Source organism: Geomonas diazotrophica, assembly GCF_018919385.1.
In the GTDB taxonomy this organism is placed as follows: domain Bacteria; phylum Desulfobacterota; class Desulfuromonadia; order Geobacterales; family Geobacteraceae; genus Geomonas; species Geomonas diazotrophica.
On the sequence record NZ_JAHLMF010000015.1, the window covers coordinates 51,303 to 74,893 of the forward strand.

Genomic DNA, 23,591 nt, shown 5'->3' on the forward strand with positions numbered 1-23,591 from the left:
GGGTTTTGTGACTATGGCAATGAGGCTCCTGTGCGTCTCCACATCTAAGAACACCAGCGCGATCTTGCAGAAGATCATGGACCAGTACCGGGATGAGGTCGAGTTCCTGCTGCACGTTGGCGACAAGGACTCCGATCTCAAGGCATCGTCCATGACCCGGATGACGAGGACCAGGGCGGTCGGCAAGACCCATGTCATGGACGGGCAGAAGTTCAACGGCCTGCTGCACTCGGTGATCACCCGGGACGACTTCGAGAAGGACATCTCGATCTTTATCGACCACCTGCATCGCAGGGATGAAAAATTCTGCTATAAATCACATAACCTTGCCTGCATGCAGGATTACCTTGACTACTACTACATCCTGTTCGACGTCATGGCGGAGAAGGTGATTGAAAACAACATCACCCACATGCTGTTTTTCAACGTGCCGCACCTGGCCTACGACACCATCCTGTACCAGATCGGCAAGAGCCTCGGGCTGAAGATCGTGATCGTGACCCAGTCCCTGTTCCCGAACAAGTACTTCTCCATGCCCTCCATGGATGCCTACGGCAGTTTCGAGCCCAAGAAGCACCAGGCACCGCCGGCGCACATCGAGAAGAACAAGGAAATCGACCTCTTCTACATGAAGAACGTGAAGCAGGAGCAGGGGGAGACCGGGAAGATCACCGCCAAGGCGATCGGCCACATCCTCTCCTTCCTGGCCATCAAGAAACCTTCGTACCTGTTGAACCCGGCCAAGCTGTACGATATCCTCAAGCGCACCAACGACATCTACCGGCGTCTGCCCAAGTGGCGCGACCCCTTCGCACGGTTCTTCCATGTCAACGAGCTGGAGTATTTCGAGCACATCATCCAGTACGAGAAGGTGGAGTACGACCTGGACGTCCCGTTTGTCTACTTCCCGCTGCAACTGCAGCCTGAGATGACCACCTCGGCGCTGGGCGGGTACTTCCGGGACCAGGCGCTCGCCATCGAGTGCCTGGCCAGCATCCTCCCGGAAAACGTAAAGATCTACGTCAAGGAGAACCCGAAGCAGGGAGCCTACAACAGGGGGCCGCTCTTCTACCACCGCCTGCGGCGCATCAAGAACGTGGTGGTCCTCCCCTCCTTCGCCAACACCCACACCCTGACCGACCGTTCCCTCTTCGTCTGCACCATCACCGGGACCGTCGGCTGGGAGGCGCTCATCAAGGGGAAGAAGGCGCTCATCTTCGGCAACACCTGGTACCAGTCCTTCCCCGGGGTCTTCAAGTACGGGGATGCTACCAGCTATGACGAGATCATGAACTACCGGGTCGACCACGCCGAACTCGAGCAGGCCTTCGGTGCGCTGCTCTTCAAGTGTCATGACGGCGTCGTGGACCGGCACTACACCAAGCTGGTCCCCGATTACGACGCGGCAAAGAACGACGAGGGTGTCTGCACGCTCCTGATGGACCTCCTGAGGGGGAAGGCGGAGTTCACCTTCAACCCCGGCCCCGCCGCCTAGGCCGGAAACAGGCGCCGCCGCACCAGCGGCGCTTCGATGCCAAAAGCCGGCGCCAGACGCCGGCCTCCTGTTGCAGCCAGTACATATTGCCATCCCAGAAATCTGGCCGCCCCCCGCGGCATAGGAGGAGTCATGAGGAAGATGCTGGTCACCGGTGCCGCCGGTTTCATCGGCTTTCACCTTAGCAAAAGACTTTTGGCCGCCGGCGTCGAGGTGGTCGGTCTCGACAACCTGAACGACTACTACGACGTCAACCTGAAGTACGGCCGCCTGAAACAGCTGGAAGAGACCTCCGGCTTCCGCTTCGTCAAGATGGAGCTCGCGGACCGGGATGGGATGGCGGCACTGTTCGAGCGCGAGCGGTTCGACGTTGTGGTGAACCTCGCCGCCCAGGCCGGCGTGCGCTACTCCCTGATCAACCCCTACGCCTACGTGGACAGTAACCTCTCCGGCTTCATGAACATCCTTGAGGGGTGCCGCCACCATGGCGTCAAGCACCTGGTCTACGCCTCGTCCAGTTCGGTGTACGGCGCCAACACCTCGATGCCCTTCTCAGTGCACCACAACGTGGATCACCCGGTCTCGCTCTACGCCGCCACCAAGAAGGCCAACGAGCTGATGGCCCACACCTACTCGAGCCTGTACGGCATCCCCACCACGGGCCTGCGCTTCTTCACGGTGTACGGACCCTGGGGGCGCCCGGACATGGCGCTCTTCCTGTTCACCAAGGCGATCCTCGAGGGACGCCCCATCGACGTCTTCAACTACGGCAAGATGCAGCGCGACTTCACCTACGTCGACGACATCGTCGAAGGTGTCACCCGCGTCATCGACAAGGTGCCGCAGAAGGACTCCACCTGGAGCGGTGCCCACCCCGATCCTGGGACCAGCTACGCCCCCTACAAGATCTACAACATCGGCAACAACAACCCGGTGGAGCTGCTGCGCTTCATCGAGGTGTTGGAACAGGCGCTGGGCAAGGAAGCGCAGAAAAACCTGCTCCCGATCCAGGCAGGCGACGTTCCGGCCACCTATGCCGACGTGGACGACCTGATGCGGGACGTCGGTTTCCGCCCCGCCACCTCCATAGAGGACGGCATCAACCGCTTCGTCGCCTGGTACCGCGAGTTCTACAGGGGACAAGGCCTGTAACAGGCATCCCTAATCATCAAGCTCTCCAGTCCCCTCTCCCACCGGGAGAGGGTGCCCGAAGGGCGGGTGAGGGGCTTTTTGAAGCTGGAAACTCCCCTCACCCAGGCCTCTCCCGGAGGGAGAGGCGATGTTGGATGTTTACACCACCAAAGCTGCAGAAAGGATCGCTGTGAAATACCGGCCACTCGATTTTTCTGGTGTCAGCACCTACCCGTTAGCGTCCCGCAAAAACAAGATGAACGTGCAGGAGCACTTCGCCAAGCCGGTGAGACCCGGCATGACCGTCGCCGAGCTCTTGGCCGCCATGCCAGACCAACTGGGCTCCCAGGCCTTAAACGGCGTCATCGACGCGGTTGTCGCCGCCCGTGCCAAGGGGAAGCCGGTGGTCATGGCCATGGGGGGGCACGTGATCAAGTGCGGTCTCCAACCGGTGCTTAAGGCGCTGATCGATGCCGACGTGATCACCGCCGTCGCCTTGAACGGCTCCGGTTCCATACACGACTTCGAGATCGCCCTGATCGGTGCCACCAGCGAGGACGTGGGCGCCGTGCTCCATGCCGGTACCTTCGGTATGGCGGAAGAGACCGGGGCCCAGATCAACGAGGCGCTGAAGCAGGGCGTCGCCCAGGGGCTCGGGCACGGCGAGGCGCTGGGGCGGATGATACTGGAGCGCGAGCTTCCCTACCGGGAGCAAAGCCTCATGGCCGCCTGCGTGCAGAAGGGGATCCCGGTCACCGTGCACGTCGCCATCGGCACCGACATCACCCATCAGCATCCTTCCGCCGACGGCGCCGTTCTGGGCGCGGCGAGTTTCACCGATTTTCGGATCTTCACCTCGGTAGTTTCCGAGCTAGGTGACGGCGGTGTCTACCTCAACATAGGCAGCGCCGTGCTCCTGCCCGAAGTGTTCCTGAAGGCCCTTTCCATAGCACAGAACCTTGGGCATCACGTCGACCGTTTCACCACCGCAAATTTCGACATGCAGCAGCATTACCGTCCGTTGGTGAACGTGGTCAAGCGTCCCACCTCCGGCGACAGCCGCGGCTACACGGTCACCGGGCATCACGAGATCATGCTGCCGCTGCTGGCGGCAGGGATCCTGGACAGAATGGGGAACAAAAGGTGACGTTGCAGATTGGTCAAGGGCGAATGATTATTCGCCCCTACGCACACTGGATCACAGCTCATCATGCCGCTTTTGGGTAATGCCAAAGTAACTGATACGAACGCCGCTGGTTTTTTGCAGAACCTGTAGGGGCGAATAATCATTCGCCCCCGCCGCAGGCTATTCCACATCCGTTCAGAGGTTGGTGATGCCGTATGATCCAAGGCTGCACCATCGGCGATCCGTTCGCCTGGAAGGCTTCGACTATTCACAAAATGGCGCATACTTCGTCACGGTGTGTGCCCATGAAAGACAACCTCTCTTCGGGGCTCTACGGGCGGGTGATACTGAAACTACTGTAGAACTTAACCCGGCCGGGCAGGCGGCACAGAGATATTGGCTGGAGATACCTCAGCATTTCCCACTGGTCACCCTCGATGCGTTCATCGTCATGCCGGATCATGTGCATGGCATCATGTTACTGTCAGGGCACGTACCGGTCTCGGGGCGGGTAAGGGGGGCGAATGATTATTCGCCCCTACAGGAGCACGGAACATCATTGACGGTAGGTTCAGTGGTTAGAGGATTCAAGATTGGTGTAACGAAATGGTTCAAAGAAAACCAACCATGTGCCGATAAGGTTTGGCAGCGTAGTTACTATGAACACGTAATCCGAAACGACAACGAGCTGGATCTGGCCCGGCAATACATAGTTGAGAACCCAACAAAGCTGCACGAACACCAATGACGCTGCAACGGGTTGCAACTGTAAGGGGCGAATAATCATTCGCCCTGACGGTCCAGCCACCCTGCAATAAAACCAATGACGGTGCAATGGCCGTAGGGGCGAATAATCATTCGCCCTGCCACCGTCCCAAGCACCATCAGGAGAACCCATGGATAGGCGAGAAGTAGAATCCCTTTTCGAACGCGCCGCCAGCGTGCGCGCCCTGGTGGTCGGCGACCTGATGCTGGACGAATACCTCTGGGGACGCGCGGAACGGATCTCGCCGGAGGCGCCGGTGCAGGTGGTCGAGGTGGCGCGCGAGGACCTGCGCCTTGGCGGGGCGGGGAACGTGGTCAACAACCTCGCCGCCCTCGGTTGCCGGGTGTCTGTCGGCTCGGTGATCGGCACGGACGAAGACGGCCAGCTCCTGCGCCACGCCCTGGAGGAGAAGGGGGCCGGGGTGGACGGGCTGGTCGAGGACCCCGAGCGGACCACCAGCAAGAAGACCCGCGTCATCGCCGCCAACCAACAGATCGTCCGGATCGACCGGGAGATGCGCTCCTCGATCGGTGCAGCCAGTGAAAAGACGCTGCTCGATTACCTCCTCAACCACCTGGGCGAGTTCGACGTGGTGGTGGTCTCTGACTACCTGAAGGGGGTCTTGACCCCGTCGCTTCTCTCCGCGCTCTGCCGCAAGGGGCGCGAACTCGGCGTGCCGGTGGTGGTCGACCCCAAGGGGGACGACTTCGCCAAGTACCGCGGCGCCACGCTGCTCACCCCCAACCGCAAGGAGGCCGAGGTCGCCTCGGGGACCGCCATCATCGACCAGGCCTCGCTGGAAGTGGCTGCAGCCAGGATGCTCTCCACCCTGGAGCTGGACGCCCTCCTCATCACCCGCAGCGAGGCGGGCATGTCCCTCTTCCCGGCCCAGGGGGAGGCGGTGCACATCCCGACCGTGGCCCGCGAGGTCTTCGACGTGACCGGCGCCGGCGACACGGTGATCTCGGTCCTGTCGCTCGGGCTTGCCTGCGGGGTGACACTCGCGGATGCCGCCTGGGTGGCCAACGTGGCCGCCGGCATCGTGGTTGGCAAGCTCGGCACCTCAACGGTCTCTCCCCGCGAGATCATCGCGGAGGTTGGCCACTCCCTGCGCGACAGCGATTCCAAGATCAAGAACCTGGACGTCCTCGCCCACCTGGCGGCCCGCGAGCGCGCTCGGGGTAAAAAGGTGGTCTTCACCAACGGCTGCTTCGACCTGTTGCACGTCGGGCACGTGAAATACCTGCAAAAGGCGCGGGAATTGGGCGACATCCTGGTGGTGGGGCTCAACACCGACGACTCGGTGCGCCGGCTCAAGGGGGAGGGGAGGCCGCTCATCGAGGAGAAGGAACGGGCCCACATCCTGGCGGCCCTCGGGTGCGTGGACTTCGTGGTGCTCTTCGACGAGGACACCCCGCTCAGGGTGATCGAGGCGCTCCGCCCGTCCATCCTGGTCAAGGGGGGGGACTACAGCATCGACCAGGTGGTGGGGCGCGAACTGGTCGAATCCATGGGAGGGCGGGTCGAGCTGATCGAGTTCGTCGACGGTCGCTCCACCAGCCGCATCATCGAGAAGATCCTCTCCTCCAGTTGACGCAGCGCCTGCGCCGGGTTGCGGTCCGGGCCCGGCATGCTATTCATATCTAATTCGATTTTCCCTGGAGGAATCATGAAAAAGGCTTTTATCACAGGCATCACCGGCCAGGACGGCTCCTACCTCGCCGAGCTCCTCTTGCAAAAGGGGTACGAGGTGCACGGCATGATCCGCCGTTCCTCCTCCTTCAACACCGGCCGGATCGACCACATCTACCGCGACCCGCACGAGGCGGACACGCGGCTGTTCCTCCATTACGGCGACCTCAACGATGCCAGCTCCATCAACCGCCTGCTGCGGGAGATCCATCCCGATGAGATCTACAACCTGGGCGCCCAGAGCCACGTCCGCGTCTCCTTCGACGTCCCGGAGTACACCGGCGAGGTGGACGCCTTGGGGGCGGTGCGCATCCTGGAGGGAATCCAGGAGGCGGGGATCACGACCCGTTTCTACCAGGCCTCCTCTTCCGAGCTCTACGGCAAGGTGCTGGAGACGCCGCAGAAGGAAACCACCCCCTTCTACCCCCGCTCGCCGTACGCCTGCGCCAAGGCATACGCCTTCTACATCACGGTGAACTACCGTGAGAGCTACAACATGTTCGCCTGCAACGGCATCCTCTTCAACCACGAATCCCCGCGCCGCGGCGAGACCTTCGTGACCAGGAAGATCACCCGGGCCGCCGCGCGCATGAAGCTCGGGCTGCAGGACCGGCTTTACCTCGGTAACCTGGAGGCGAAGAGGGACTGGGGCTTCGCCGGCGACTACGTCGAGGCGATGTGGCGCATGCTCCAGGCGGACCGGGCCGACGACTACGTGGTGGCGACCGGCGAGACCCACAGCGTCCGCGAGTTCGCGGAGCAGGTCTTCGGCAGCCTGGGGATGGAGCTCACCTGGAAGGGGGAGGGGGAGCAGGAGCAGGGGATCGACGTCAAGACCGGGAAGGTCCTGATCGAGATCGACCCGCGCTATTTCCGCCCGGCCGAGGTCGACCTGCTGCTGGGGGACGCCACTAAGGCCAGGCGCGAGCTGGGCTGGGAGCCCAGGACGAGCTTTCCGCAACTGGTTAAGATGATGACCGAGGCCGATCTCGCCATCGCGGAACGGGAGCTGAGAGCCGATGGAAAATGACGCCAGGATCTTCGTGGCCGGGCACCGCGGCCTGGTCGGTTCCGCACTGGTGCGGGAACTGGAGCGCCAGGGGTACCGGAACCTCTTGCTGCGTAAGAGCTCCGAGCTCGATCTGCGCGACCAGGGGGCGACGCGGGCCTTCTTCGAGGCGGAACGTCCGGAGTACGTGTTCCTGGCGGCGGCGAAAGTGGGCGGCATCGTCGCCAACAACAGCTTTCCGGCGGAGTTCATCTACGACAACCTGATGATCCAGAACAACGTGCTGCATTCGAGCTACCTCGCCGGGGTGAAGAAGCTCTTGCTCCTGGGGTCCACCTGCATCTACCCCAAGCTCGCCCCGCAGCCGATCAAGGAGGAGGCGCTGCTCACCGGTCCGCTGGAGCCGACCAACGAGCCGTACGCCATAGCCAAGATCGCCGGCATCAAGATGTGCCAGTCCTACAACCGCCAGTACGGGACCCGGTTCATCTGCGCCATGCCCACCAACCTCTACGGCCCCAACGACAACTTCGACCTCACCACCTCCCACGTCCTCCCCGCCCTGATCCGCAGGTTCCACGAGGCCAAGGCGGCCGGGGCGGAAAGCGTCACCATCTGGGGGACCGGTACCCCATACCGCGAGTTCGTCCATGTGGACGACGTCGCCGGCGCCTCCTTCTTCCTCATGCAGCATTACGAGGGATGGGACCCGGTGAACGTGGGGAGCGGCGAGGAACTCTCCATCGCCGACCTGGCCCGCAGGATCGCGGCGGTGGTCGGCTTTGCCGGAGAGATCCTGTTCGACGCCTCCAAACCCGACGGCACCCCCAGAAAGCTCAGCGACGTGAGCCGCATCCACGAGCTGGGGTGGCACCACAAGATCGGGCTCGACCAGGGGCTCAAAGACACCTACGCCTGGTACCTCGCCAACCGCTGCTGATTGCGTCTCCTTTTCCGACAGCTCCAGGCGCCGCCCGTCCCGTTTTCAGGCCGGGACCGGCGGCGCATTTAAGGTGCCGAATTCTCATGAGTTAGTCGGCCAACCGCTATTTTGCGCCTTCTTCAATCTTTGTGCCAAAATTTTCGAAGCGCACCAAAATGCGCTTTACAGTGAAATTCTTAGATGCTATACTTCCAGCGAAATCATGCATAACTTCAATAATTTCAAGCGATTCCTCGGTGTCCTGGCAGTTGTTGCTTCCCTGCTGGTGATTGCCACCATAGTCTTCCGTATGCAGCAGGAAGTAGCCCCGAAGTTGTCGGTGCGCAAGCTTCCGCTCCAGGTGGATGTTTCCCTGCACAAGTTCCATTACACGGAAACCAAACAGGGCATCAAGCGCTGGGAGCTCGCCGCCGACCGAGCCGACTATAACAAGCAGGCCGACATCTCCTACCTTTCCGGCGTGCAGATGGTGGTGCACGGGGCGGGAGGGGTCGGCGAGTTGCTGATAACGGCGGACCGCGGCGAATACCATAACGGGACCAGGGACGTCGCCCTCATCGGCAACGTGCGGGGGAAAAGCAGCAAGGGGTACGGGTTCTCGGCCCCCCGCGTCAACTACGTCGCGGCGCGCAGCATGCTGCAGACCTCCGAGCGGGCCAGGTTGACGGACATCGGAAGCGAGTTGGAAGGGACAGGTATGGAGTACTACACGCAGACTCGAAAATTCAGGTTGTTGAAGGACGTAAGCGCCGTGTACCGGCAGGGAGGGAAGTGATGCGCCGTATCGTCTCCTGTCTCGCGCTGCTGCTTGCCCTGGCGACGGCGGGCTATGCCGCGCAGGGCGTCAGCAACAAAGAGCCTTTAAAGGTAAAGTCGGACACGCTCAATACCGATAACGAGAAGAAGACCGCGACGTTCGAGGGAAAGGTGGTCGCCCGCCAGGGTGACATGACCCTGTACACGGACCGCATGGTGGTTTCCTACAACGGGCCCAACAACGAGGTGTCGCAGGTCGAGGCTTTCGGCAACGTGCGCATCGTCCAGGAGGACCGCCAGGCGACCGGCGCCCACGGGGTGTACGATCCGAAGACGGCGCGCATCGTTCTGGACGGTAACCCGAAGGTGGTATCCGGCGAGGACGTGGTGACCGGCAAGGTCATCATCTACTACGTCAACGAGCAGAGGAGCGTGGTTACCAGCGGCCCGAAGGAACGGGTGGAAGCGGTCATCCATCCGGGAGGAAAGAATGTCGGCGCCAAGCCGTAGCACCCTCTACACCAAGGGACTCCAGAAGGGCTTCAACAAGCGCATGGTGGTGAAGGGGGTGGACCTGGAGATCTCCTCGGGCGAGGTGATCGGGCTCCTCGGTCCCAACGGCGCCGGCAAGACCACCACCTTCTACATGGTGGTGGGGCTGGCCCGCCCGGACCAGGGAGAGGTCTTCCTGGACGGCGAGCCGATCACCGGGCTCCCCATGTACCAGAGGGCGCGCCGCGGCATCAGCTACCTGCCGCAGGAACCGTCGGTGTTCCGGCGCCTCACCGTGAGGGACAACCTCCTTGCCGTCCTGGAGACCATGGACCTCGAGCCGGTGCGGTGCAGGGAGCGGGTGGAGGAACTGCTGGCGGAATTCCGCATCGAGCACATCGCCGGCAGCCGCGGCTACGCCCTTTCCGGCGGTGAGAGGCGCCGCGTCGAGATCGCCCGGGCTCTGGCTACCGATCCCAGCTTCATCCTGCTGGACGAGCCTTTTGCCGGCATCGACCCGATAGCGGTGATCGATATCCAGAACATCATCAGGGCGCTGAAGGGGAAGGGGCTCGGGGTGCTGATCTCCGACCACAACGTGCGCGAGACCTTGGGGGTCTGCGACAAGGCCTACATCATGAACGCCGGCGAGGTTCTCGAAGTGGGTGATCCGGTTCAGATCTCGCAGAGCAAGAAGGCTCGGGAAATCTATCTGGGAGACAAGTTCAGGCTGTAAAGAAAAAAGACGTTCTATGTTCTACGTTCCAGGTTCTACGTTAAAATGCGAAATCGAGGTCGCCAAAGTTCCTTGCCCGCGCTATAATGAGAACAAAGAGAGCGGATACTCCATGAACATCGGAAAGTTCAATTCTCACACAGCTCGAGCTCGTCAATTACACGATTTATCAAAGGGTTCCCAAGCTTTTCAACGTAGAGCATGGAACATAGAACGTTGCGTAGCACGTAAAACGGGTTTCAAGGTTTATTCGGTTTTCAAGGGTTTGTGAGGACTTATGGCAATTGAGATGCGCCAGCAGATGAAAATGAGTCAGCAACTGGTGATGACCCCCCAGTTGCAGCAGGCCATCAAGCTGCTTCAGCTCTCCCGGCTGGAGCTGCAGGACGTAGTGCGGCAGGAACTCGAGGAGAACCCGATCCTGGACGAGGTGATTGAACAGGAGGAGATCCGCGAGCCCGAACAGCTCGAACTGCGCGAAAAGGAAGCCGAGCCGGAAAGTTCCGCCAGCGACTTCCAGGAAGTCCGTGCCGGTGAAGAGACCCGCGAGGCCGACTGGGACTCCTACATAGACGGCTACAACTACAGTTCCGGCGAGCAGTACTACGACGACGAGGACCGCCCCTCCTTTGAAAATCTCCTCACCAAGAAATCCACCCTCTTCGACCACCTGCTCTGGCAGCTGAGCCTGACCCGTCTCACCGACCGGGAGATGGCGGTGGGTGCCGAGATCATCGGCAACATCGACGAGGACGGCTATCTGCGTGCGAGCCTCGAGGATATCGCCTCGGCCTGCGTCCAGGTGAGCCCCTTCAGCGAAGAGGCCCTGGAGTGGTCGGGACTTTCCGCCGGCGCCCCCGAGGAGCAGTTGACCGAAGCGGCCGACGGCTTCGCCGAGAGTGTGCTGACCCCACTGGTGGAGGGGGTTCTGAAGCGGATCCAGGAATTTGACCCGGTGGGGGTGGGTGCGCGCGACCTGCGCGAGTGCCTGCTGATCCAGGTGGCGAGCCTGGGGATGTCGGGAAGCCTGGTCGAGGCGCTGCTGCGCGACCACCTGAAGGACCTGGAGAGCCACAAGTACAAGCAGGCGGCCAAGGTGCTCGGCGTGGACGTGAACGACATCCTGGCGGCGACCCGTATCATCGCCGAGCTCGATCCCAAGCCGGGGCGGATTTTCGGCAGCGACGACGTGCAGTACATCTCCGCGGACATCTTCGTGCACAAGGTGGGGGACGAGTACGTGGTCATGCTCAACGACGAGGGTATGCCCAACCTGAGGATCAACCCGATCTACGCCCCCGACACCAAGAGCACCCGCCAGGTGGACAAGGTGGCCGAGGACTACATCGGCGAGAAGATGCGCTCCGCCATCTGGCTCATCAAGAGCATCCAGCAGCGCCAGCGCACCATCTTCAAGGTGGCTAAGAGCATCGTCAAGTTCCAGCGCGACTTCCTGGACCGCGGCATCGAGTACCTGCGCCCGCTGGTTTTGCGCGACATCGCCGAGGACATCGGCATGCACGAATCCACCATCAGCCGCGTCACCACCAACAAGTACATGCAGACCCCCCAGGGGCTCTTCGAGCTGAAGTACTTCTTCAACTCGGGGATCTCCACCGGCGAGGGGGATTTCATCGCCTCCGAGAGCGTCAAGAGCAAGATCAAGGAGCTGGTGGACAACGAGGATCCTAAGCGCCCCTACTCGGACCAGCGCCTGGCGGAGCTCCTTTCCGACCACAACATCGTGATCGCCCGGCGCACCGTTACCAAGTACCGTGAGATGCTCCGCATCGGCTCGTCCTCGGAGCGCAAGAAGCATTTCTAACGCGGACCCCGCCCCGGGCGGTCACTTCGCGTGTATTGACAATAAAGGGAGGTACTTCGTATGCAGATAACCACGACTTTCAGGCACATGGAACCGAGCGAAGCGCTGAAGAGCTACGCAGAGGAGAAGCTGGACCGGGTTAAGAAATATATAGACGAGCCGATTGTCGTCCAGGTATTTTTGACCGTTGAGAAGATCCGTCACATGGCCGAGGTGACCATCAACGCCAAGGGGATCACCATCAAGGCCGCGGAAGAGACCAACGACATGTACGCCTCCATCGATGCTGTATCCGACAAGATCGAGCGCCAGCTGCGCCGCTTCAAGGAGCGTATCAAGGCCCACAAACCGGCTTCCGACGCGCGCGAGCGCCAGGTGCAGAAGGCGATCGTGCAGGCCCAGGGGATCGAAGAAGGGACCCAGGCCCCGGTCATCATCAAGACCAAGAGCTTCACCATGAAACCGATGTCCGTCGAAGAGGCGGTGATGCAGATGGAACTTTTGCACAAGGACTTCCTGGTCTACACCGAGTCCTCCACCGAGACCATCAACGTGGTGTATCGCAGGAAAGACGGCAACTACGGCCTGATCTCCCCGGAGAACCCGTAGCGCTCTTTTTGAACTGAAAGAACGGTCCGGAGCGTAAGACTCCGGGTCGAGGAGCGGATGGGAGGCGTCCCCGTGGCGCCTCCCATCGTGATAACGGCCCCTTCTGGGGCTGTTCGCGTGCACGGGGGAAAGGTCGAAGCATTGACAAGCATGAGCCTCAGCATCAAGGATCTGTTGGAAGACAAGGCTTACGGCCTCGACCTCCAGCTTCTGTGCGGTGACGAGGGCCTTAGCAATCGGCTCTACAGCTCCCGCATCCAAAAGCCGGGCCTGGCCCTCACCGGCTACACGGAGCACCTGCATCCGGACCGGGTCCAGGTACTTGGCAACACCGAGATCTCCTACCTGAGCCAGATCCCCGAAGAGGTCGGCTCCCGGCACATCGAGAAGCTCTGCAGCTATCCTATCGCCTGCTTCATCGTCACCAAGGGGCTGGACCCCCCCGAGTTCCTGAAGCGTTCCGCCCAGGCCGCCGGCATCCCGCTGCTGGTGACCCACCACCAGTCCTCCACCTTCATCAGCCTGATCACCAAGTTCCTCGAAGAGAGCCTGCTCCCCTCCACCCACATCCACGGCGTGCTGGTCGACGTCCTGGGGGTGGGCGTGCTGCTTTTGGGCAAGAGCGGCATCGGCAAGAGCGAGTGCGCCCTGGACCTGGTGATCCGCGGGCACCGGCTGGTGGCCGACGACGTGATCCACATAAAGAAGAAGATGCCGGCAGCCCTCGTGGGGCAGGCGGGGGAGACCATCCAGTACCACATGGAGATCCGCGGGCTTGGGATCATCAACATCAAGGACCTGTACGGGGTCTCCTCGATCCGCGAGAAGAAGATCATCGACATGGTGCTGGAACTCATGGAGTGGGACGCGAACCAGGAGTACGAGCGGCTGGGTATCGACGAGCCGGTGAAGACCATCCTGGGTGTCGACCTGCCGCACCTGAAGATCCCGGTCCGTCCGGGCCGGAACCTGACCTCCATCATCGAGGTCGCCGCGAGGAACTTCCTCTTGAAGGGGATGGGGTACCACTCGGCCCGCGAGTTCCACGAGAAGCTCCTGGCCCGCCTGGAGTTCCGCCCCCTGGGCAACGAGGTGGAATAGCATGCGCATCGTCATCATAACCGGCCTCTCCGGATCGGGGAAATCGACGGCGGTGAAGGCGCTGGAGGACGAGGGGTTCTTCTGCCTGGATAACCTCCCGGTCTCCCTGGTGAGCACTTTCATCGAGCTTGTGGAGCACTCCCGCGAGGACATCAAGGACGTGGCACTGGTGATGGACATCAGGAGCCGCGACTTCATCAAGGGGTACGACCAGGTCTTCCAGTCCATCGCCTCGGCCGGGCACAGCGTCAAGATCTTCTACTTCGACGCCACCGACGAGGTCCTGATCCGGCGCTTCTCCGAGACCCGCCGCCGCCACCCGGCGCTGGAGGGGGCGAGCGTCCCCGAGGGGATCCGCTTCGAGCGCGACCAGCTGGCTGGGCTGCGGCGCATCGCCACCGCGATCATCGACACCTCGGAGATGAACGTGCACCGCCTGAAGGAGGTGGTGATCGGGCTGGTCAAGGGGGGCGAGGGGGCCCTGGAGATGCAGGTGAACCTGCAGTCCTTCGGCTTCCGCTACGGGCTCCCCCTGGAGAGCGACCTGGTCATGGACGTGCGCTTTCTCCCCAACCCGTACTTCGTGGCCGAGCTGCGCCCCTATTCCGGCCTGGAGCCGGGGGTGCGTGACTACGTTTTGAAGCAGAAGGAAACCATGGTGTTCCTGGAACGTTTCCGGGACATGCTGGAGTTCCTGCTGCCCGGGTACCGGAGGGAGGGGAAGTCCTACCTCTCCGTTTCCATCGGCTGCACCGGCGGCAGGCACCGCTCGGTGGCCATCGCAGAAGAGCTGTACCACTACTTCCGGCAACGGAACGTGAACATTAAAATTTCTCACAGAGATATAGAGAAGGGGCTGGGATGATAGGACTGCTTTTGGTAGCACACGCCGGCGTGGCCAGTGAGCTTTTGACCGCGGCGGAGATGATAGTGGGGAAATTGGAACTCGCCGAGGCGGTGGGGATCGCGCACGACGCGTCCGCTGCCGACGTCATGGCCGCCATCAAGGACGCGGTGTCCCGGGTCTCCGGCGACGGGGCCATCATCATGACCGACATGTTCGGCGGCACCCCCTCCAACATGAGCATCTCGTTTTTGCAGGAAGGGAAGGTCGAGGTGCTGACCGGGGTCAACCTCCCGATGCTGATCCGTTTCACCCAGGAGCGCAACCGCTGCAGCGTCAGTGAACTGGCCCTGAAGCTCAAGGAGAGCGCCCAGGAGGGTATCACGGTAGCCGGGGATTTCCTGAAGAAGTAAAGACAGAGGAGGATTCGCCCGCCGCGGTCCTTGCCGTGGACAGGGGGGTGCACGATATGATAGAAGGCCAATTCGTAATACCGAACAAGCTGGGGCTGCACGCCAGGGCCAGCGCGCTCTTGGTGAAGACCTCGAGCGGTTTCTCCTCCGAGATCAGAATCGAGCGGGAGGGGATCGAGGTGAACGGCAAAAGCATCATGGGGATCATGATGCTGGCCGCCGCCAAGGGGAGCACCATCACCCTCAAGGTCGAGGGGGCGGACGAGGTCGAGGCCTACGCCGCCATCGGGGAGCTGATCCGGAATGGATTCGGAGAAGAGTGAGTCGAGACAGCTGAAGGGGATCGGTGCCTCTTCCGGGATCGCCATCGGGCAGGTGCGCATCACCGACCGGCGCCGCGTCGCGGTCACCGAGGTGCTGGTGGCCAACGAGGAGATCCCGGGGGAACTCGATCGCTTCACGAGGGCCATCGAGCGGGCCAAGGGGGAGCTCTACGACCTGAAGGAGCAGTTGTCCAGCACCCACGGCCCCGAGCACCTCTGCGTCATCGACGCCCACCTCATGCTGCTGGACGACACCATGCTGGTCGGCGAGACCACGCAGTACATCGAACGGCTTGGGATCAACGCCGAGGGGGCCTTGAAAAGGACCCTCGGGCGCTTCAAGGCCTTCTTCGAAGGCGTGGACGACGAGTACCTGCGCGAGCGCGGCGGCGACGTGGAGACCGTGGTCGAACGCGTGCTGAGGCACATGGTGGGGCAAAAGCTGGAGCCCCTCGACAACATCGAGGGAAAGGTGATCGTGGTGGCCCACGACCTCTCCCCGGCCGACATCCTGCAGATCGACAAGGCCAAGGTGATGGGCTTCATCACCGACCTGGGGGGGAAGACCTCCCACTCCTCCATCCTGGCCCGGGCCTTCGAGGTTCCCGCGGTGGTGGGGCTGGAGCGGGCGACCGCCGAGGTCAGCGAAGGGGACACCCTGATCATCGACGGCTCCACCGGCGTCGTCATCGTCAACCCGGGGGCGGAGGAGTTCAAGGAGTACCTGCAGAAGAAGCAGCGCTACGAGTACGTGGAGCGGGAACTGCTGAAGCTGCGGGACCTGCCGGCCCAGACCCTGGACGGGCATCGGATGCGTCTCAAGGGGAACGTGGAGTTCATCGAGGAGGTCGCCTCGGTGCACAAGCACGGCGGCGAGGGGATCGGGCTGTACCGCACCGAGATGCTCTTTTTCAACCGCAGCACGCTGCCGGACGAAGAGGAGCAGTTCGAGGCCTACTCGGCGCTGGTGAAGAAAATGGCGCCGCAGCCGGTGACCATCAGGACCCTGGACATCGGCGGTGACAAGTGCCTCACCGACCTCGACCTCTCCGACGAGATGAACCCGGCGCTGGGGGTGCGGGCGATTCGCCTTTCGCTGCGCCAGCCCGAGGCATTCAAGGCCCAGTTGCGGGCCATCCTGAGGGCGAGCGCCTTCGGCGAGGTGAAGCTCTTCTTCCCCATGGTGTCGGGGGTGGCCGAGGTGCGTGCCGCCAAGGCCCTTCTGGAGGAGGTGAAGGAGGAACTGCGCGGGAAGCACCCCTTCGACGAGAAGGTGCAGGTCGGCATCATGATCGAGATCCCTTCCGCCGTGGTCATAGCCGACCTCCTGGCGGCGGAGGTCGACTTCTTCAGCGTCGGCACCAACGACCTGATCCAGTACACGCTGGCCATCGACCGCACCAACGAGCACCTCTCCGCGCTGTTCCAGCCGCTGCACCCGGCGGTGCTCCGCTCGCTGAAGACCATCGTCGATGCCGCCCACGCGGCGGGGATCGACGCCTGCATCTGCGGCGAGATGGCGGGGGACCCGGAGTACCTTCCGATCCTCCTGGGGCTTGGTTACGACGAGTTGTCCATGAACGCGGTCTCCATCCCGCGGGTGAAGAAGATCCTGCGTCGCTGCACCGTGCAGGAGGCGCGCGAGGTGGCCCTGAAGGCCCTGAGCTTTTGCACCGCGGCCGAGGCGGACGCCTACCTGAAGGGGGAGATCGCCGCCCGTTTCTCCGAGAGCTTCGACTAAAGCTAGGTCTGCCGCGTCAGCGCCTGCAGCGCGAGCTCGACGGCCAGCGCCAGCCGCTTCCCCGCCCTGCGTGAGTTCCCCGCCAGCCTGACCAGTTGCGGAATCAGCCAAGGTCTTTTGGAAATGGTCCACGCCACCCGCCACGGGTTGAGGTTCAGGTTGGCGTCGCAGAACTCCTCGATGGTAAAGCCGAGCTCCTCGTCGGCCGCGTCGCTCACACCCCGGACCGACACCAACGGTATCCCCGCAGCCTGTGCCTGTTCGAGTACCGCCGCCGTCTCCATCTCTAGCAGGGGAAGAGCGGTGCTCCCCCCGAGCCGGCTGGCCATCTCGCCCTTGTTCCTGATCCCGCAGGCGGTGATGAACCCACCGCGCCGCAACTGCAGCCCCACCTTGGCGCAGTAGTCCTGGATGAGGGCCGCGAGTGCGGAGTCGGGCTGCGGCAGTTCGCCGATGATGCCCTGGTCCAGACGGAAGACCCTGTCCGCCAGCACAAGTTCGCCGACTTCCAGGCCGGGAAGGACCGCGCCGCCGAAGCCGAAATTGAGGATGGCGTCCGGCTGTGCGTGCCTGATCAGCGCCCTCGTCGCCGCCGCCGCCTGGGCGGGGCCCATCCCCGACTCGATGAGATAGACGCAGCTGCCGTTCACGGGGAACCGGTACAGGTTGCGCCCGTCGATGTTCCCCTTGGCGTAACCCTTTATGCGCGCCAGCACCGGCGCGATCTCCTGGGGCATGGCGGCTACCACACCCAGGTTTCTGTTTTCCTTGGTCATTGCGCTTCTCCCTTTCGACCGGCCACTTTATCAGAGGGGAGCCGCCACCGCAACGCTTTACCGGAGTTGGCCCCGGTTCGCCTTGACAAAAGGGGGGCCGCCGTCTTATAGTCAGGGCTTCTTTTTTTGTGTGACGCTATTAATCTGGAGGGGTTATATGAAGCCGTTGTTTTTGAACCCGCCGACCTTTGAGGATTTTGACGGAGGTGCCGGTGCGCGTTACCAGGCCTCGCGCGAGGTGACCTCCTTCTGGTTCCCCGGCTGGCTCACCTACCCGGCGGGGATGATCGAAGGGTCGCGCGTCGTCGACGCACCCGTGCAGCGTCTGGACCTCGATGCCTGTCTTGAGATAGCCAAAGATTACGACATGGTGGTGATGTACACCTCCACCCCGACGCTGGCCATCGACGTGGAGACCGCGCGCCGGGTCAAGGCGCAGAAACCGGGCACGGTTACGGTGCTCACCGGTCCGCACGTCAGCATCCTCCCCGAGGAAAGCCTCCGTTTCGCTGCCGGCGCGGTCGACATCGTCTGCCGCGGCGAGTTCGACTACTCCACGAAGGAGCTCTGTGAGGGGAAACCGTGGGAAGAGGTGGACGGCATCAGCTTTCTCAGAGAGGGGACGGTAGTCCACACCAAGGACCGCGCCCCCATCGCCGACCTCGACGTCCTCCCCTTCGCCAGCCAGATCTATCAGCGCGACCTTCCCATCGAAGAGTACGTGATCCCGCATTTCAGGCATCCCTACGTTTCCATCTACGCCAGCCGCGGCTGCCCGTCGCGCTGCATCTACTGCCTCTGGCCGCAGACCTTCTCCGGGCGGACCCTGAGAAAGAGAAGTCCGCAGAACGTGTACGAAGAGGTGAAGTGGATCAAGGAGAACCTCCCCTACGTGAAGGACATCTCCTTCGATGACGACACCTTCACCGCGGACAAGCAGCACGCCATCGCCATTGCCAGGCTCATCAAGCCCCTGAACGTCTCCTGGGTGATCAACGCCCGCGCCAACTGCGACTACGAGACCCTGAAGGAGTTGCGTGACGCCGGGATGCACCACGTCGTGGTCGGCTACGAGTCGGGCAACGAGCAGATCCTCAAGAACATCAAGAAGGGGGTCACCAAGGCACAGGCGATCGAGTTCACCAGGAACTGCAAGAAACTCGGCATCACGGTGCACGGCGCCTTCGTGCTGGGGCTTCCCGGCGAGACCCGCGAGACCATCAAGGAAACCATCGCCTACGCCATCGACCTCGACCTCACCTCGATCCAGGTCTCGCTGGCCTCCCCGTACCCCGGCACCGAGTTCTACCAGATGGCCAAGGAGAACGGCTGGATCGCCTCCGACAGCTTCCTCGACGAGACCGGGCACCAGAAGTGCGTCATCAACTACCCCGATCTCACCAACCAGGAGATCTTCGACGCGGTGGAGCTGTTCTACAACAAGTTCTACTTCCGTCCCCGCTACATAGCGCGCAGCATCTTCAGCATGCTGGTCGACTCCCAGGTGCGCCGCAAGCTTCTGAAGGAAGGGGCGCAGTACCTGAGCTACATGAGAAAGCGCAAGCAGGCCGCCTGCTAGTCGCTCCTCCCTCCCCTTCGGGGGGAGGAGTCACCGAGCCGATATGAAAGAGATTATTCTCAACGCCGACGACTTCGGCCTGAGCGCCGGGGCGAACCGCGGCATCATCAAGGCCTGGCAGGAGGGGCTCCTCACCAGCACCTCCCTCATGGTGGGAGGAGACGCCTTCGAGGAGGCGGCGGCCTTTGCGCGCGCGAACCCCGGCCTTCAGGTGGGGCTGCACCTCACCCTGGTGCAGGGGAGCGCGGTCCTGCCGCAGGGGGGATTGCCCGCATTGACGGACGCGGGCGGAGAGTTCACCGACGACCCGGTGCTGGCGGGGATGCGTTATTTCTTTCTGAAGGGACTCAGGAAGAAACTCCGGCTGGAGATCGATGCGCAACTGGCGAAGTGCCGGGACGCGGGTGTGGAGCTTTCCCACGTCGACGGTCACCTCAACATCCACATGCATCCGGTGGTGTTCGACATCCTCTGCGAGCTGATGCCCGGCTACGGCATCAAGAGCTTTCGCCTCACCAGGGAGAACCTCACGGCGAACCTGGCGCTGGACCGGAAGAGGCTGGCGGGGAAATGTGCCGACGCCTTCATCTTCGCCCGCTTGGCCGACCGCTGCCGTCCCCGGTTGGAACGGCTGGGCATCAGCTACGCAGGTGAGGTGAAGGGACTGTTGAACTCCGGGCAGATGACGGAGGAGTACCTCTTGCGGGTGCTGGACGCGTTGGGAGAGGGAACCACCGAGATCTACTTCCACCCCGGCTGCCACCCCTGTGCGACGCTCAAGCGCCGCATGCCCGACTATCAGCACGAGGCGGAACTGGCGGCACTGACCAGCCCGCGCGTGAGGGAGAAGCTGGCCCGAGCCGGCATCAGACTGAGAAACTACCGCGGAGAGGAAAAGACGTATGTTTAAGACCGTAGTGGTCATGCTGGCGGCGGTCACGGCGGGAACCATAGGGGACCTGCTGCTGGCCAGCGGCATGAAGGAGTTGGGAGACATCTCCACCATGAACCTGAGGGGGATCATGAGGGTCGCCGTGCAGGCTCTCACCACGCCGAAGCTGGTGTTCGGCACCGCCATGCTCGCCGTCTTCTTTTTCCTCTGGCTCGCCGTTCTCTCCTGGGAGGACCTGTCGGTGGCCCTGCCGATGCAGGCATTGAACTACATCCTGGTTGCCTTCCTGTCCCAGTACTTCCTGCACGAGGTGGTGAGCCCGCTGCGCTGGGCGGGGACCGTTCTGGTCGCGGTCGGGGTGATCATGATCACCAAGAGCAGCGGGGCGTAGGGGCGAATAATCATTCGCCCCATCCCCCCCATCCCCTCGCCCTACGACGACTTCTCCCGTCAACTTCCCCGATTCCGACAGTATCGCGCGTGTGAAATGTCTAACATTAGGTAATCCCTAAGCTTTTTCCCTTGAAAAAAAATGTCGCCAGGGGCTAATCTGTGGACATGAAAATTTCAGCCATATTGTCCTTTTTCGCAGTTCTCATAGTCTCCGCTCTCCCCGCCCGCGCGATGAACCCCAACGAAAGGCTGGTCTACGACGTCAGTTGGACCGGGATCAAGGCGGGGGTCACGGTACAGGAGCTCAGCACCAAGGGGAACGAACTTCACATCGTCACCACCACCCGCTCCACGCCGTGGCTGGACACCTTCTTCAGGGTCGAAGACCGGGCCGAGTCCGTGGTCGTGCGCGGCAGTGGCGACCGCTTCGGCTTTCCGAGGTACTTCCGGAACAAGATCAGCGAGGGAAATCACCGCCGCCTCAAGGAGGCGAGGTTCGACCAGCAGAAGCTCAAGGTGGAGTCGAAGGACCTCCTGCACAAGACCCAGCGCGTCGATGACATCAGCGCGACCACCTACGATCCCCTTTCCATCGTCTATTACGTCCGCACCCTCGACCTCGTCCCCGGTCGCTCCCTCTTCGTCGACATCTACGACTGCAAGAAACTCTGGAATACCGAGGTGAAGGTGCTCAAACGGGAGGAGATCGATACGCCGGTGGGACACTTCAAGACCATCGTGGTGCAGCCTCTGATGAAGGCAGACGGGTTCTTCGCGCGCACCGGTGAGGTCAAGGTATGGCTCACCGATGACGCGCTCAAGATACCGGTGATGGTGTCGACCAAGGTGAAGATCGGCAAGATTAAGGCAGTGCTGACCGGCGGGAGCTACTGGCCGCAGGCGGCGCAAAAGGCAGATTAAGACTAAGATTTAGACTAAGATTAAGACTGAGATTAAGACTAAGATTTAGATTGAGAAAACGAAGAGAGGCAAGGCACCCATGGCCCTTGCCTCTCCTTTTTTTGTTTTGGGTTTCCTCTCAGTCTTAATCTTAATCTCGGTCTGTTCCTAGAACTCCGCGTGCCTCGGCGTCCTGGGGAAGGGGATCACGTCCCTGATGTTCTCCATCCCGGTCAGGTACATGATCAGCCGCTCGAAGCCGAGCCCGAAGCCCGCGTGCGGCGTGGAACCCCAGCGACGGGTGTCGAGGTACCACGAAAGGGCTTCCGACGAGATCCCCGTCTCCAGCATGCGCCGCTCCAGCAGTTCCAGGCGCTCCTCGCGCTGACTCCCGCCGATGATCTCGCCTACCTTCGGGACCAGCAGGTCCATGGCGGCGACGGTCTTGCCGTCATCGTTCTGCCGCATGTAGAAGGCCTTGATCTCCTTTGGGTAATTGAGGATGAAGACGGGACCCCCCACCACCTGTTCGGTCAAGTAGCGCTCGTGCTCGGACTGCAGGTCGAGCCCCCACTCCACGGGGAACTGGAACGATACCGGTGCCTTCTTGAGCCGCTCGATCGCTTCGCCGTAGTCCATCCTGGCGAAGGAGGCCTGCGCCACCGCCTCGATCCTCTGGATCAGCCCCTTGTCTATCTGGGTGTTGAAGAAATTCATGTCTTCGCCGCAGTGGTCCAGCGCGAAGCGGCACAGCCTCTTGAAAAAGGCCTCGGCCAGGTCGGCGTCGTCGGCGAGGTCGGCAAAGGCCATCTCCGGTTCGATCATCCAGAACTCGGCTGCATGGCGTGCCGTGTTGGAGTTTTCGGCCCGGAAGGTCGGCCCGAAGGTGTAGATGTCGGAGAAGGCCTGGGCGAAGAGCTCGCCTTCGAGCTGCCCGCTCACGGTGAGCCCGGTACCGGTGGCGAAGAAGTCCTTGGAAAAGTCGATCTCTCCGTTTACGAGCGGCGGGTGGGCGAGGTCGAGCGTGGTGACCCGGAACAGTTCCCCGGCGCCCTCGCAGTCGTTGGCCGTGATGATCGGGGTGTGCACGTAGAGAAATCCGCGTTCGGCGAAGAAGCGGTGCACCTCCTGGGCCAGGGCCGAGCGCACCCGGAACACCGCACCGAAGGTGTTGCTGCGCACCCTGAGATGGGCGATGGTACGCAGGTACTCGAAGCTATGCCGCTTCTTCTGCATCGGGTATTCCTGGTCCGCCCCGCCAACCACCTCTATCTGCTGCGCCCTCAGCTCCAGTTTCTGCCCTGCCGCCGGCGACTCCTGCAACAGTCCGGTGACGGCAAGGGCACTGCCGGTGCCGATCCCGGTAACCTCGTCGTAGTTGGGGAGGTCGGGCTCCGCAACCACCTGTATTCCGGAGAGGCACGACCCGTCGTTCAGGGAGATGAAGGTCACCTCCTTGCTGTTTCTGATCGTGCGCGCCCACCCCTTGACGAGAATGGTGCTGCCTGGTTTGCTCTGGTCCAGCGCCTGTTTCACCTTGGTTCTAGCAGTCATGTGAACAACTCCACTGGTGGATTTTAATGCATCACTTATAGCATACAGGGGTGGGCTCGGCAAAAGCATAGTTGACAGCCGGGGTGGCTCTCGTATAACTTCACTGGCCATGATCAAGACCCTTTGCGCCATTTTGCTCTTCGCCCTGTTGCTCCTTCCGGCCCGCAGCCAGGCTGCCGCCGTTTTCGGCGGAGTCGGCATCGACGGGGTCCCCAGGGCAGACGGCACCATCGTGGTGCGGCAATTGGTTGCCGGTGGACCGGCCCATCTGGCCGGGATCAAGGCCGGTGATATCATCACCCAGGTTGACGGCACCCCGACCGCCGGCAGCGACTTCAAGTTCATCGTCGAGCGGCGGTTGCGCGGTCGCGCCGGGACCTCGGTCCTGGTCCTGGTGCACCGTCCCGGCAACCCGAAGACACTGAGTTTCAAACTGGTCCGGCGCCAACTCAAGGTAGCCGGACCCGCCAAAAAAGAAGCAAAGGGGGAGTGAAC

General features: G+C 62.1%; 24 protein-coding genes. 22 read left to right on the forward strand and 2 right to left on the reverse strand.

Annotated features, from left to right (window positions below):
* Positions 1-13: 13 nt before the first annotated feature.
* The 17 genes from KOM00_RS16175 to ptsP all read left to right on the forward strand — a co-directional run bounded on the left by KOM00_RS16175 (position 14) and on the right by ptsP (position 17,002).
* The gene (locus KOM00_RS16175) at positions 14-1,495 is read left to right on the forward strand and encodes a capsular biosynthesis protein (protein WP_216499972.1); all 1,482 of its coding nucleotides are present in this window, start codon (positions 14-16) and stop codon (positions 1,493-1,495) included.
* 132 nt (positions 1,496-1,627) lie between these two features.
* Positions 1,628-2,647, forward strand: a complete 1,020-nt coding sequence (locus KOM00_RS16180) for an NAD-dependent epimerase (protein WP_216499973.1) — start codon at positions 1,628-1,630, stop codon at positions 2,645-2,647.
* A 169-nt stretch (positions 2,648-2,816) separates the two neighbouring features.
* Positions 2,817-3,773 carry a hypothetical protein gene (locus KOM00_RS16185; protein WP_216500066.1) on the forward strand — a complete coding sequence of 319 codons (957 nt, stop codon included), beginning with the start codon at positions 2,817-2,819 and terminating at the stop codon, positions 3,771-3,773.
* Positions 3,774-3,960: 187 nt separating this feature from the next.
* Positions 3,961-4,500 (forward strand): transposase, encoded by a 540-nt coding sequence (locus tag KOM00_RS16190; RefSeq protein ID WP_216499974.1) that lies wholly within the window; start codon positions 3,961-3,963, stop codon positions 4,498-4,500.
* A 148-nt stretch (positions 4,501-4,648) separates the two neighbouring features.
* Entirely contained in the window at positions 4,649-6,112 is a 1,464-nt protein-coding gene (gene hldE, locus KOM00_RS16195) for a bifunctional D-glycero-beta-D-manno-heptose-7-phosphate kinase/D-glycero-beta-D-manno-heptose 1-phosphate adenylyltransferase HldE (RefSeq protein ID WP_216499975.1), read from the forward strand.
* Positions 6,113-6,187: 75 nt separating this feature from the next.
* The gene (gene gmd, locus KOM00_RS16200; protein ID WP_216499976.1) at positions 6,188-7,240 is read left to right on the forward strand and encodes a GDP-mannose 4,6-dehydratase; all 1,053 of its coding nucleotides are present in this window, start codon (positions 6,188-6,190) and stop codon (positions 7,238-7,240) included.
* On the forward strand, positions 7,230-8,159 hold the full coding sequence (gene fcl / locus KOM00_RS16205) for a GDP-L-fucose synthase (protein WP_216499977.1): 930 nt from the start codon (positions 7,230-7,232) through the stop codon (positions 8,157-8,159). The genes gmd and fcl overlap by 11 nt, the downstream gene beginning before the upstream one ends.
* Positions 8,160-8,364: 205 nt before the next feature.
* Positions 8,365-8,937: an LPS export ABC transporter periplasmic protein LptC gene (gene lptC, locus KOM00_RS16210; RefSeq protein ID WP_216499978.1), complete on the forward strand. Its 573-nt coding sequence runs from the start codon at positions 8,365-8,367 to the stop codon at positions 8,935-8,937.
* Positions 8,937-9,428: a lipopolysaccharide transport periplasmic protein LptA gene (lptA, locus tag KOM00_RS16215; RefSeq protein ID WP_216499979.1), complete on the forward strand. Its 492-nt coding sequence runs from the start codon at positions 8,937-8,939 to the stop codon at positions 9,426-9,428. Before lptC ends, lptA begins: the two co-directional genes overlap by 1 nt.
* Positions 9,409-10,146 carry an LPS export ABC transporter ATP-binding protein gene (gene lptB, locus KOM00_RS16220; protein ID WP_216499980.1) on the forward strand — a complete coding sequence of 246 codons (738 nt, stop codon included), beginning with the start codon at positions 9,409-9,411 and terminating at the stop codon, positions 10,144-10,146. The genes lptA and lptB overlap by 20 nt, the downstream gene beginning before the upstream one ends.
* 277 nt (positions 10,147-10,423) lie before the next feature.
* Complete coding sequence (gene rpoN / locus KOM00_RS16225) at positions 10,424-11,971, forward strand: RNA polymerase factor sigma-54 (RefSeq protein ID WP_216499981.1); 1,548 nt, start codon at positions 10,424-10,426, stop codon at positions 11,969-11,971.
* 60 nt (positions 11,972-12,031) lie between these two features.
* Positions 12,032-12,580, forward strand: coding sequence for a ribosome hibernation-promoting factor, HPF/YfiA family (gene hpf, locus KOM00_RS16230; protein WP_183349769.1), 549 nt, complete (start codon positions 12,032-12,034; stop codon positions 12,578-12,580).
* 150 nt (positions 12,581-12,730) lie between these two features.
* The gene (gene hprK / locus KOM00_RS16235) at positions 12,731-13,681 is read left to right on the forward strand and encodes an HPr(Ser) kinase/phosphatase (protein ID WP_216499982.1); all 951 of its coding nucleotides are present in this window, start codon (positions 12,731-12,733) and stop codon (positions 13,679-13,681) included.
* A gap of 1 nt (position 13,682) precedes the next feature.
* Complete coding sequence (rapZ, locus tag KOM00_RS16240) at positions 13,683-14,546, forward strand: RNase adapter RapZ (RefSeq protein WP_216499983.1); 864 nt, start codon at positions 13,683-13,685, stop codon at positions 14,544-14,546.
* Positions 14,543-14,938 carry a PTS sugar transporter subunit IIA gene (locus tag KOM00_RS16245; RefSeq protein WP_216499984.1) on the forward strand — a complete coding sequence of 132 codons (396 nt, stop codon included), beginning with the start codon at positions 14,543-14,545 and terminating at the stop codon, positions 14,936-14,938. The genes rapZ and KOM00_RS16245 overlap by 4 nt, the downstream gene beginning before the upstream one ends.
* 56 nt (positions 14,939-14,994) lie before the next feature.
* The gene (locus tag KOM00_RS16250) at positions 14,995-15,261 is read left to right on the forward strand and encodes an HPr family phosphocarrier protein (protein WP_216499985.1); all 267 of its coding nucleotides are present in this window, start codon (positions 14,995-14,997) and stop codon (positions 15,259-15,261) included.
* On the forward strand, positions 15,242-17,002 hold the full coding sequence (gene ptsP, locus KOM00_RS16255) for a phosphoenolpyruvate--protein phosphotransferase (RefSeq protein ID WP_216499986.1): 1,761 nt from the start codon (positions 15,242-15,244) through the stop codon (positions 17,000-17,002). Before KOM00_RS16250 ends, ptsP begins: the two co-directional genes overlap by 20 nt.
* Positions 17,003-17,004: 2 nt before the next feature.
* On the opposite strand, the gene KOM00_RS16260 is transcribed toward ptsP, so the two are convergent.
* Positions 17,005-17,778 (reverse strand): phosphorylase family protein, encoded by a 774-nt coding sequence (locus tag KOM00_RS16260; protein WP_216499987.1) that lies wholly within the window; start codon positions 17,776-17,778, stop codon positions 17,005-17,007.
* A 157-nt stretch (positions 17,779-17,935) separates the two neighbouring features.
* On the opposite strand from KOM00_RS16260, the gene hpnJ reads away from it, so the two are divergent.
* The 4 genes from hpnJ to KOM00_RS16280 all read left to right on the forward strand — a co-directional run bounded on the left by hpnJ (position 17,936) and on the right by KOM00_RS16280 (position 21,563).
* A complete protein-coding gene (hpnJ, locus tag KOM00_RS16265; protein ID WP_216499988.1) occupies positions 17,936-19,357 on the forward strand; it encodes a hopanoid biosynthesis associated radical SAM protein HpnJ in 1,422 nt (473 codons plus the stop codon).
* Positions 19,358-19,400: 43 nt separating this feature from the next.
* Positions 19,401-20,267 carry a hopanoid biosynthesis-associated protein HpnK gene (gene hpnK, locus KOM00_RS16270; protein ID WP_216499989.1) on the forward strand — a complete coding sequence of 289 codons (867 nt, stop codon included), beginning with the start codon at positions 19,401-19,403 and terminating at the stop codon, positions 20,265-20,267.
* The gene (locus tag KOM00_RS16275; RefSeq protein WP_216499990.1) at positions 20,260-20,640 is read left to right on the forward strand and encodes an EamA family transporter; all 381 of its coding nucleotides are present in this window, start codon (positions 20,260-20,262) and stop codon (positions 20,638-20,640) included. Before hpnK ends, KOM00_RS16275 begins: the two co-directional genes overlap by 8 nt.
* Before the next feature lie 167 nt (positions 20,641-20,807).
* Positions 20,808-21,563: a DUF3108 domain-containing protein gene (locus tag KOM00_RS16280; protein WP_216499991.1), complete on the forward strand. Its 756-nt coding sequence runs from the start codon at positions 20,808-20,810 to the stop codon at positions 21,561-21,563.
* A gap of 147 nt (positions 21,564-21,710) precedes the next feature.
* Here the strand turns inward: KOM00_RS16280 and asnS are convergent, their stop codons facing one another.
* Entirely contained in the window at positions 21,711-23,096 is a 1,386-nt protein-coding gene (gene asnS, locus KOM00_RS16285) for an asparagine--tRNA ligase (protein WP_216499992.1), read from the reverse strand.
* A 109-nt stretch (positions 23,097-23,205) separates the two neighbouring features.
* Here asnS and KOM00_RS16290 point away from each other — a divergent pair, with 109 nt between their 5' ends.
* Entirely contained in the window at positions 23,206-23,589 is a 384-nt protein-coding gene (locus KOM00_RS16290) for a S41 family peptidase (RefSeq protein WP_216499993.1), read from the forward strand.
* Positions 23,590-23,591 lie beyond the last annotated feature (2 nt).

Bases quoted from the DNA above. Each gene is read 5' to 3' on its own strand.
- KOM00_RS16175 (WP_216499972.1), top strand. From the start codon at position 14: ATGGCAATGAGGCTCCTGTGCGTCTCCACATCTAAGAACACCAGCGCG.
- KOM00_RS16180 (WP_216499973.1), top strand. From the start codon at position 1,628: ATGAGGAAGATGCTGGTCACCGGTGCCGCCGGTTTCATCGGCTTTCAC.
- KOM00_RS16190 (WP_216499974.1), top strand. From the start codon at position 3,961: ATGCCGTATGATCCAAGGCTGCACCATCGGCGATCCGTTCGCCTGGAA.
- hldE (WP_216499975.1), top strand. From the start codon at position 4,649: ATGGATAGGCGAGAAGTAGAATCCCTTTTCGAACGCGCCGCCAGCGTG.
- gmd (WP_216499976.1), top strand. From the start codon at position 6,188: ATGAAAAAGGCTTTTATCACAGGCATCACCGGCCAGGACGGCTCCTAC.
- fcl (WP_216499977.1), top strand. From the start codon at position 7,230: ATGGAAAATGACGCCAGGATCTTCGTGGCCGGGCACCGCGGCCTGGTC.
- lptC (WP_216499978.1), top strand. From the start codon at position 8,365: ATGCATAACTTCAATAATTTCAAGCGATTCCTCGGTGTCCTGGCAGTT.
- lptA (WP_216499979.1), top strand. From the start codon at position 8,937: ATGCGCCGTATCGTCTCCTGTCTCGCGCTGCTGCTTGCCCTGGCGACG.
- lptB (WP_216499980.1), top strand. From the start codon at position 9,409: ATGTCGGCGCCAAGCCGTAGCACCCTCTACACCAAGGGACTCCAGAAG.
- rpoN (WP_216499981.1), top strand. From the start codon at position 10,424: ATGGCAATTGAGATGCGCCAGCAGATGAAAATGAGTCAGCAACTGGTG.
- hpf (WP_183349769.1), top strand. From the start codon at position 12,032: ATGCAGATAACCACGACTTTCAGGCACATGGAACCGAGCGAAGCGCTG.
- hprK (WP_216499982.1), top strand. From the start codon at position 12,731: ATGAGCCTCAGCATCAAGGATCTGTTGGAAGACAAGGCTTACGGCCTC.
- rapZ (WP_216499983.1), top strand. From the start codon at position 13,683: ATGCGCATCGTCATCATAACCGGCCTCTCCGGATCGGGGAAATCGACG.
- KOM00_RS16245 (WP_216499984.1), top strand. From the start codon at position 14,543: ATGATAGGACTGCTTTTGGTAGCACACGCCGGCGTGGCCAGTGAGCTT.
- KOM00_RS16250 (WP_216499985.1), top strand. From the start codon at position 14,995: ATGATAGAAGGCCAATTCGTAATACCGAACAAGCTGGGGCTGCACGCC.
- ptsP (WP_216499986.1), top strand. From the start codon at position 15,242: ATGGATTCGGAGAAGAGTGAGTCGAGACAGCTGAAGGGGATCGGTGCC.
- KOM00_RS16260 (WP_216499987.1), bottom strand. From the start codon at position 17,778: ATGACCAAGGAAAACAGAAACCTGGGTGTGGTAGCCGCCATGCCCCAG.
- hpnJ (WP_216499988.1), top strand. From the start codon at position 17,936: ATGAAGCCGTTGTTTTTGAACCCGCCGACCTTTGAGGATTTTGACGGA.
- hpnK (WP_216499989.1), top strand. From the start codon at position 19,401: ATGAAAGAGATTATTCTCAACGCCGACGACTTCGGCCTGAGCGCCGGG.
- KOM00_RS16275 (WP_216499990.1), top strand. From the start codon at position 20,260: ATGTTTAAGACCGTAGTGGTCATGCTGGCGGCGGTCACGGCGGGAACC.
- KOM00_RS16280 (WP_216499991.1), top strand. From the start codon at position 20,808: ATGAAAATTTCAGCCATATTGTCCTTTTTCGCAGTTCTCATAGTCTCC.
- asnS (WP_216499992.1), bottom strand. From the start codon at position 23,096: ATGACTGCTAGAACCAAGGTGAAACAGGCGCTGGACCAGAGCAAACCA.
- KOM00_RS16290 (WP_216499993.1), top strand. From the start codon at position 23,206: ATGATCAAGACCCTTTGCGCCATTTTGCTCTTCGCCCTGTTGCTCCTT.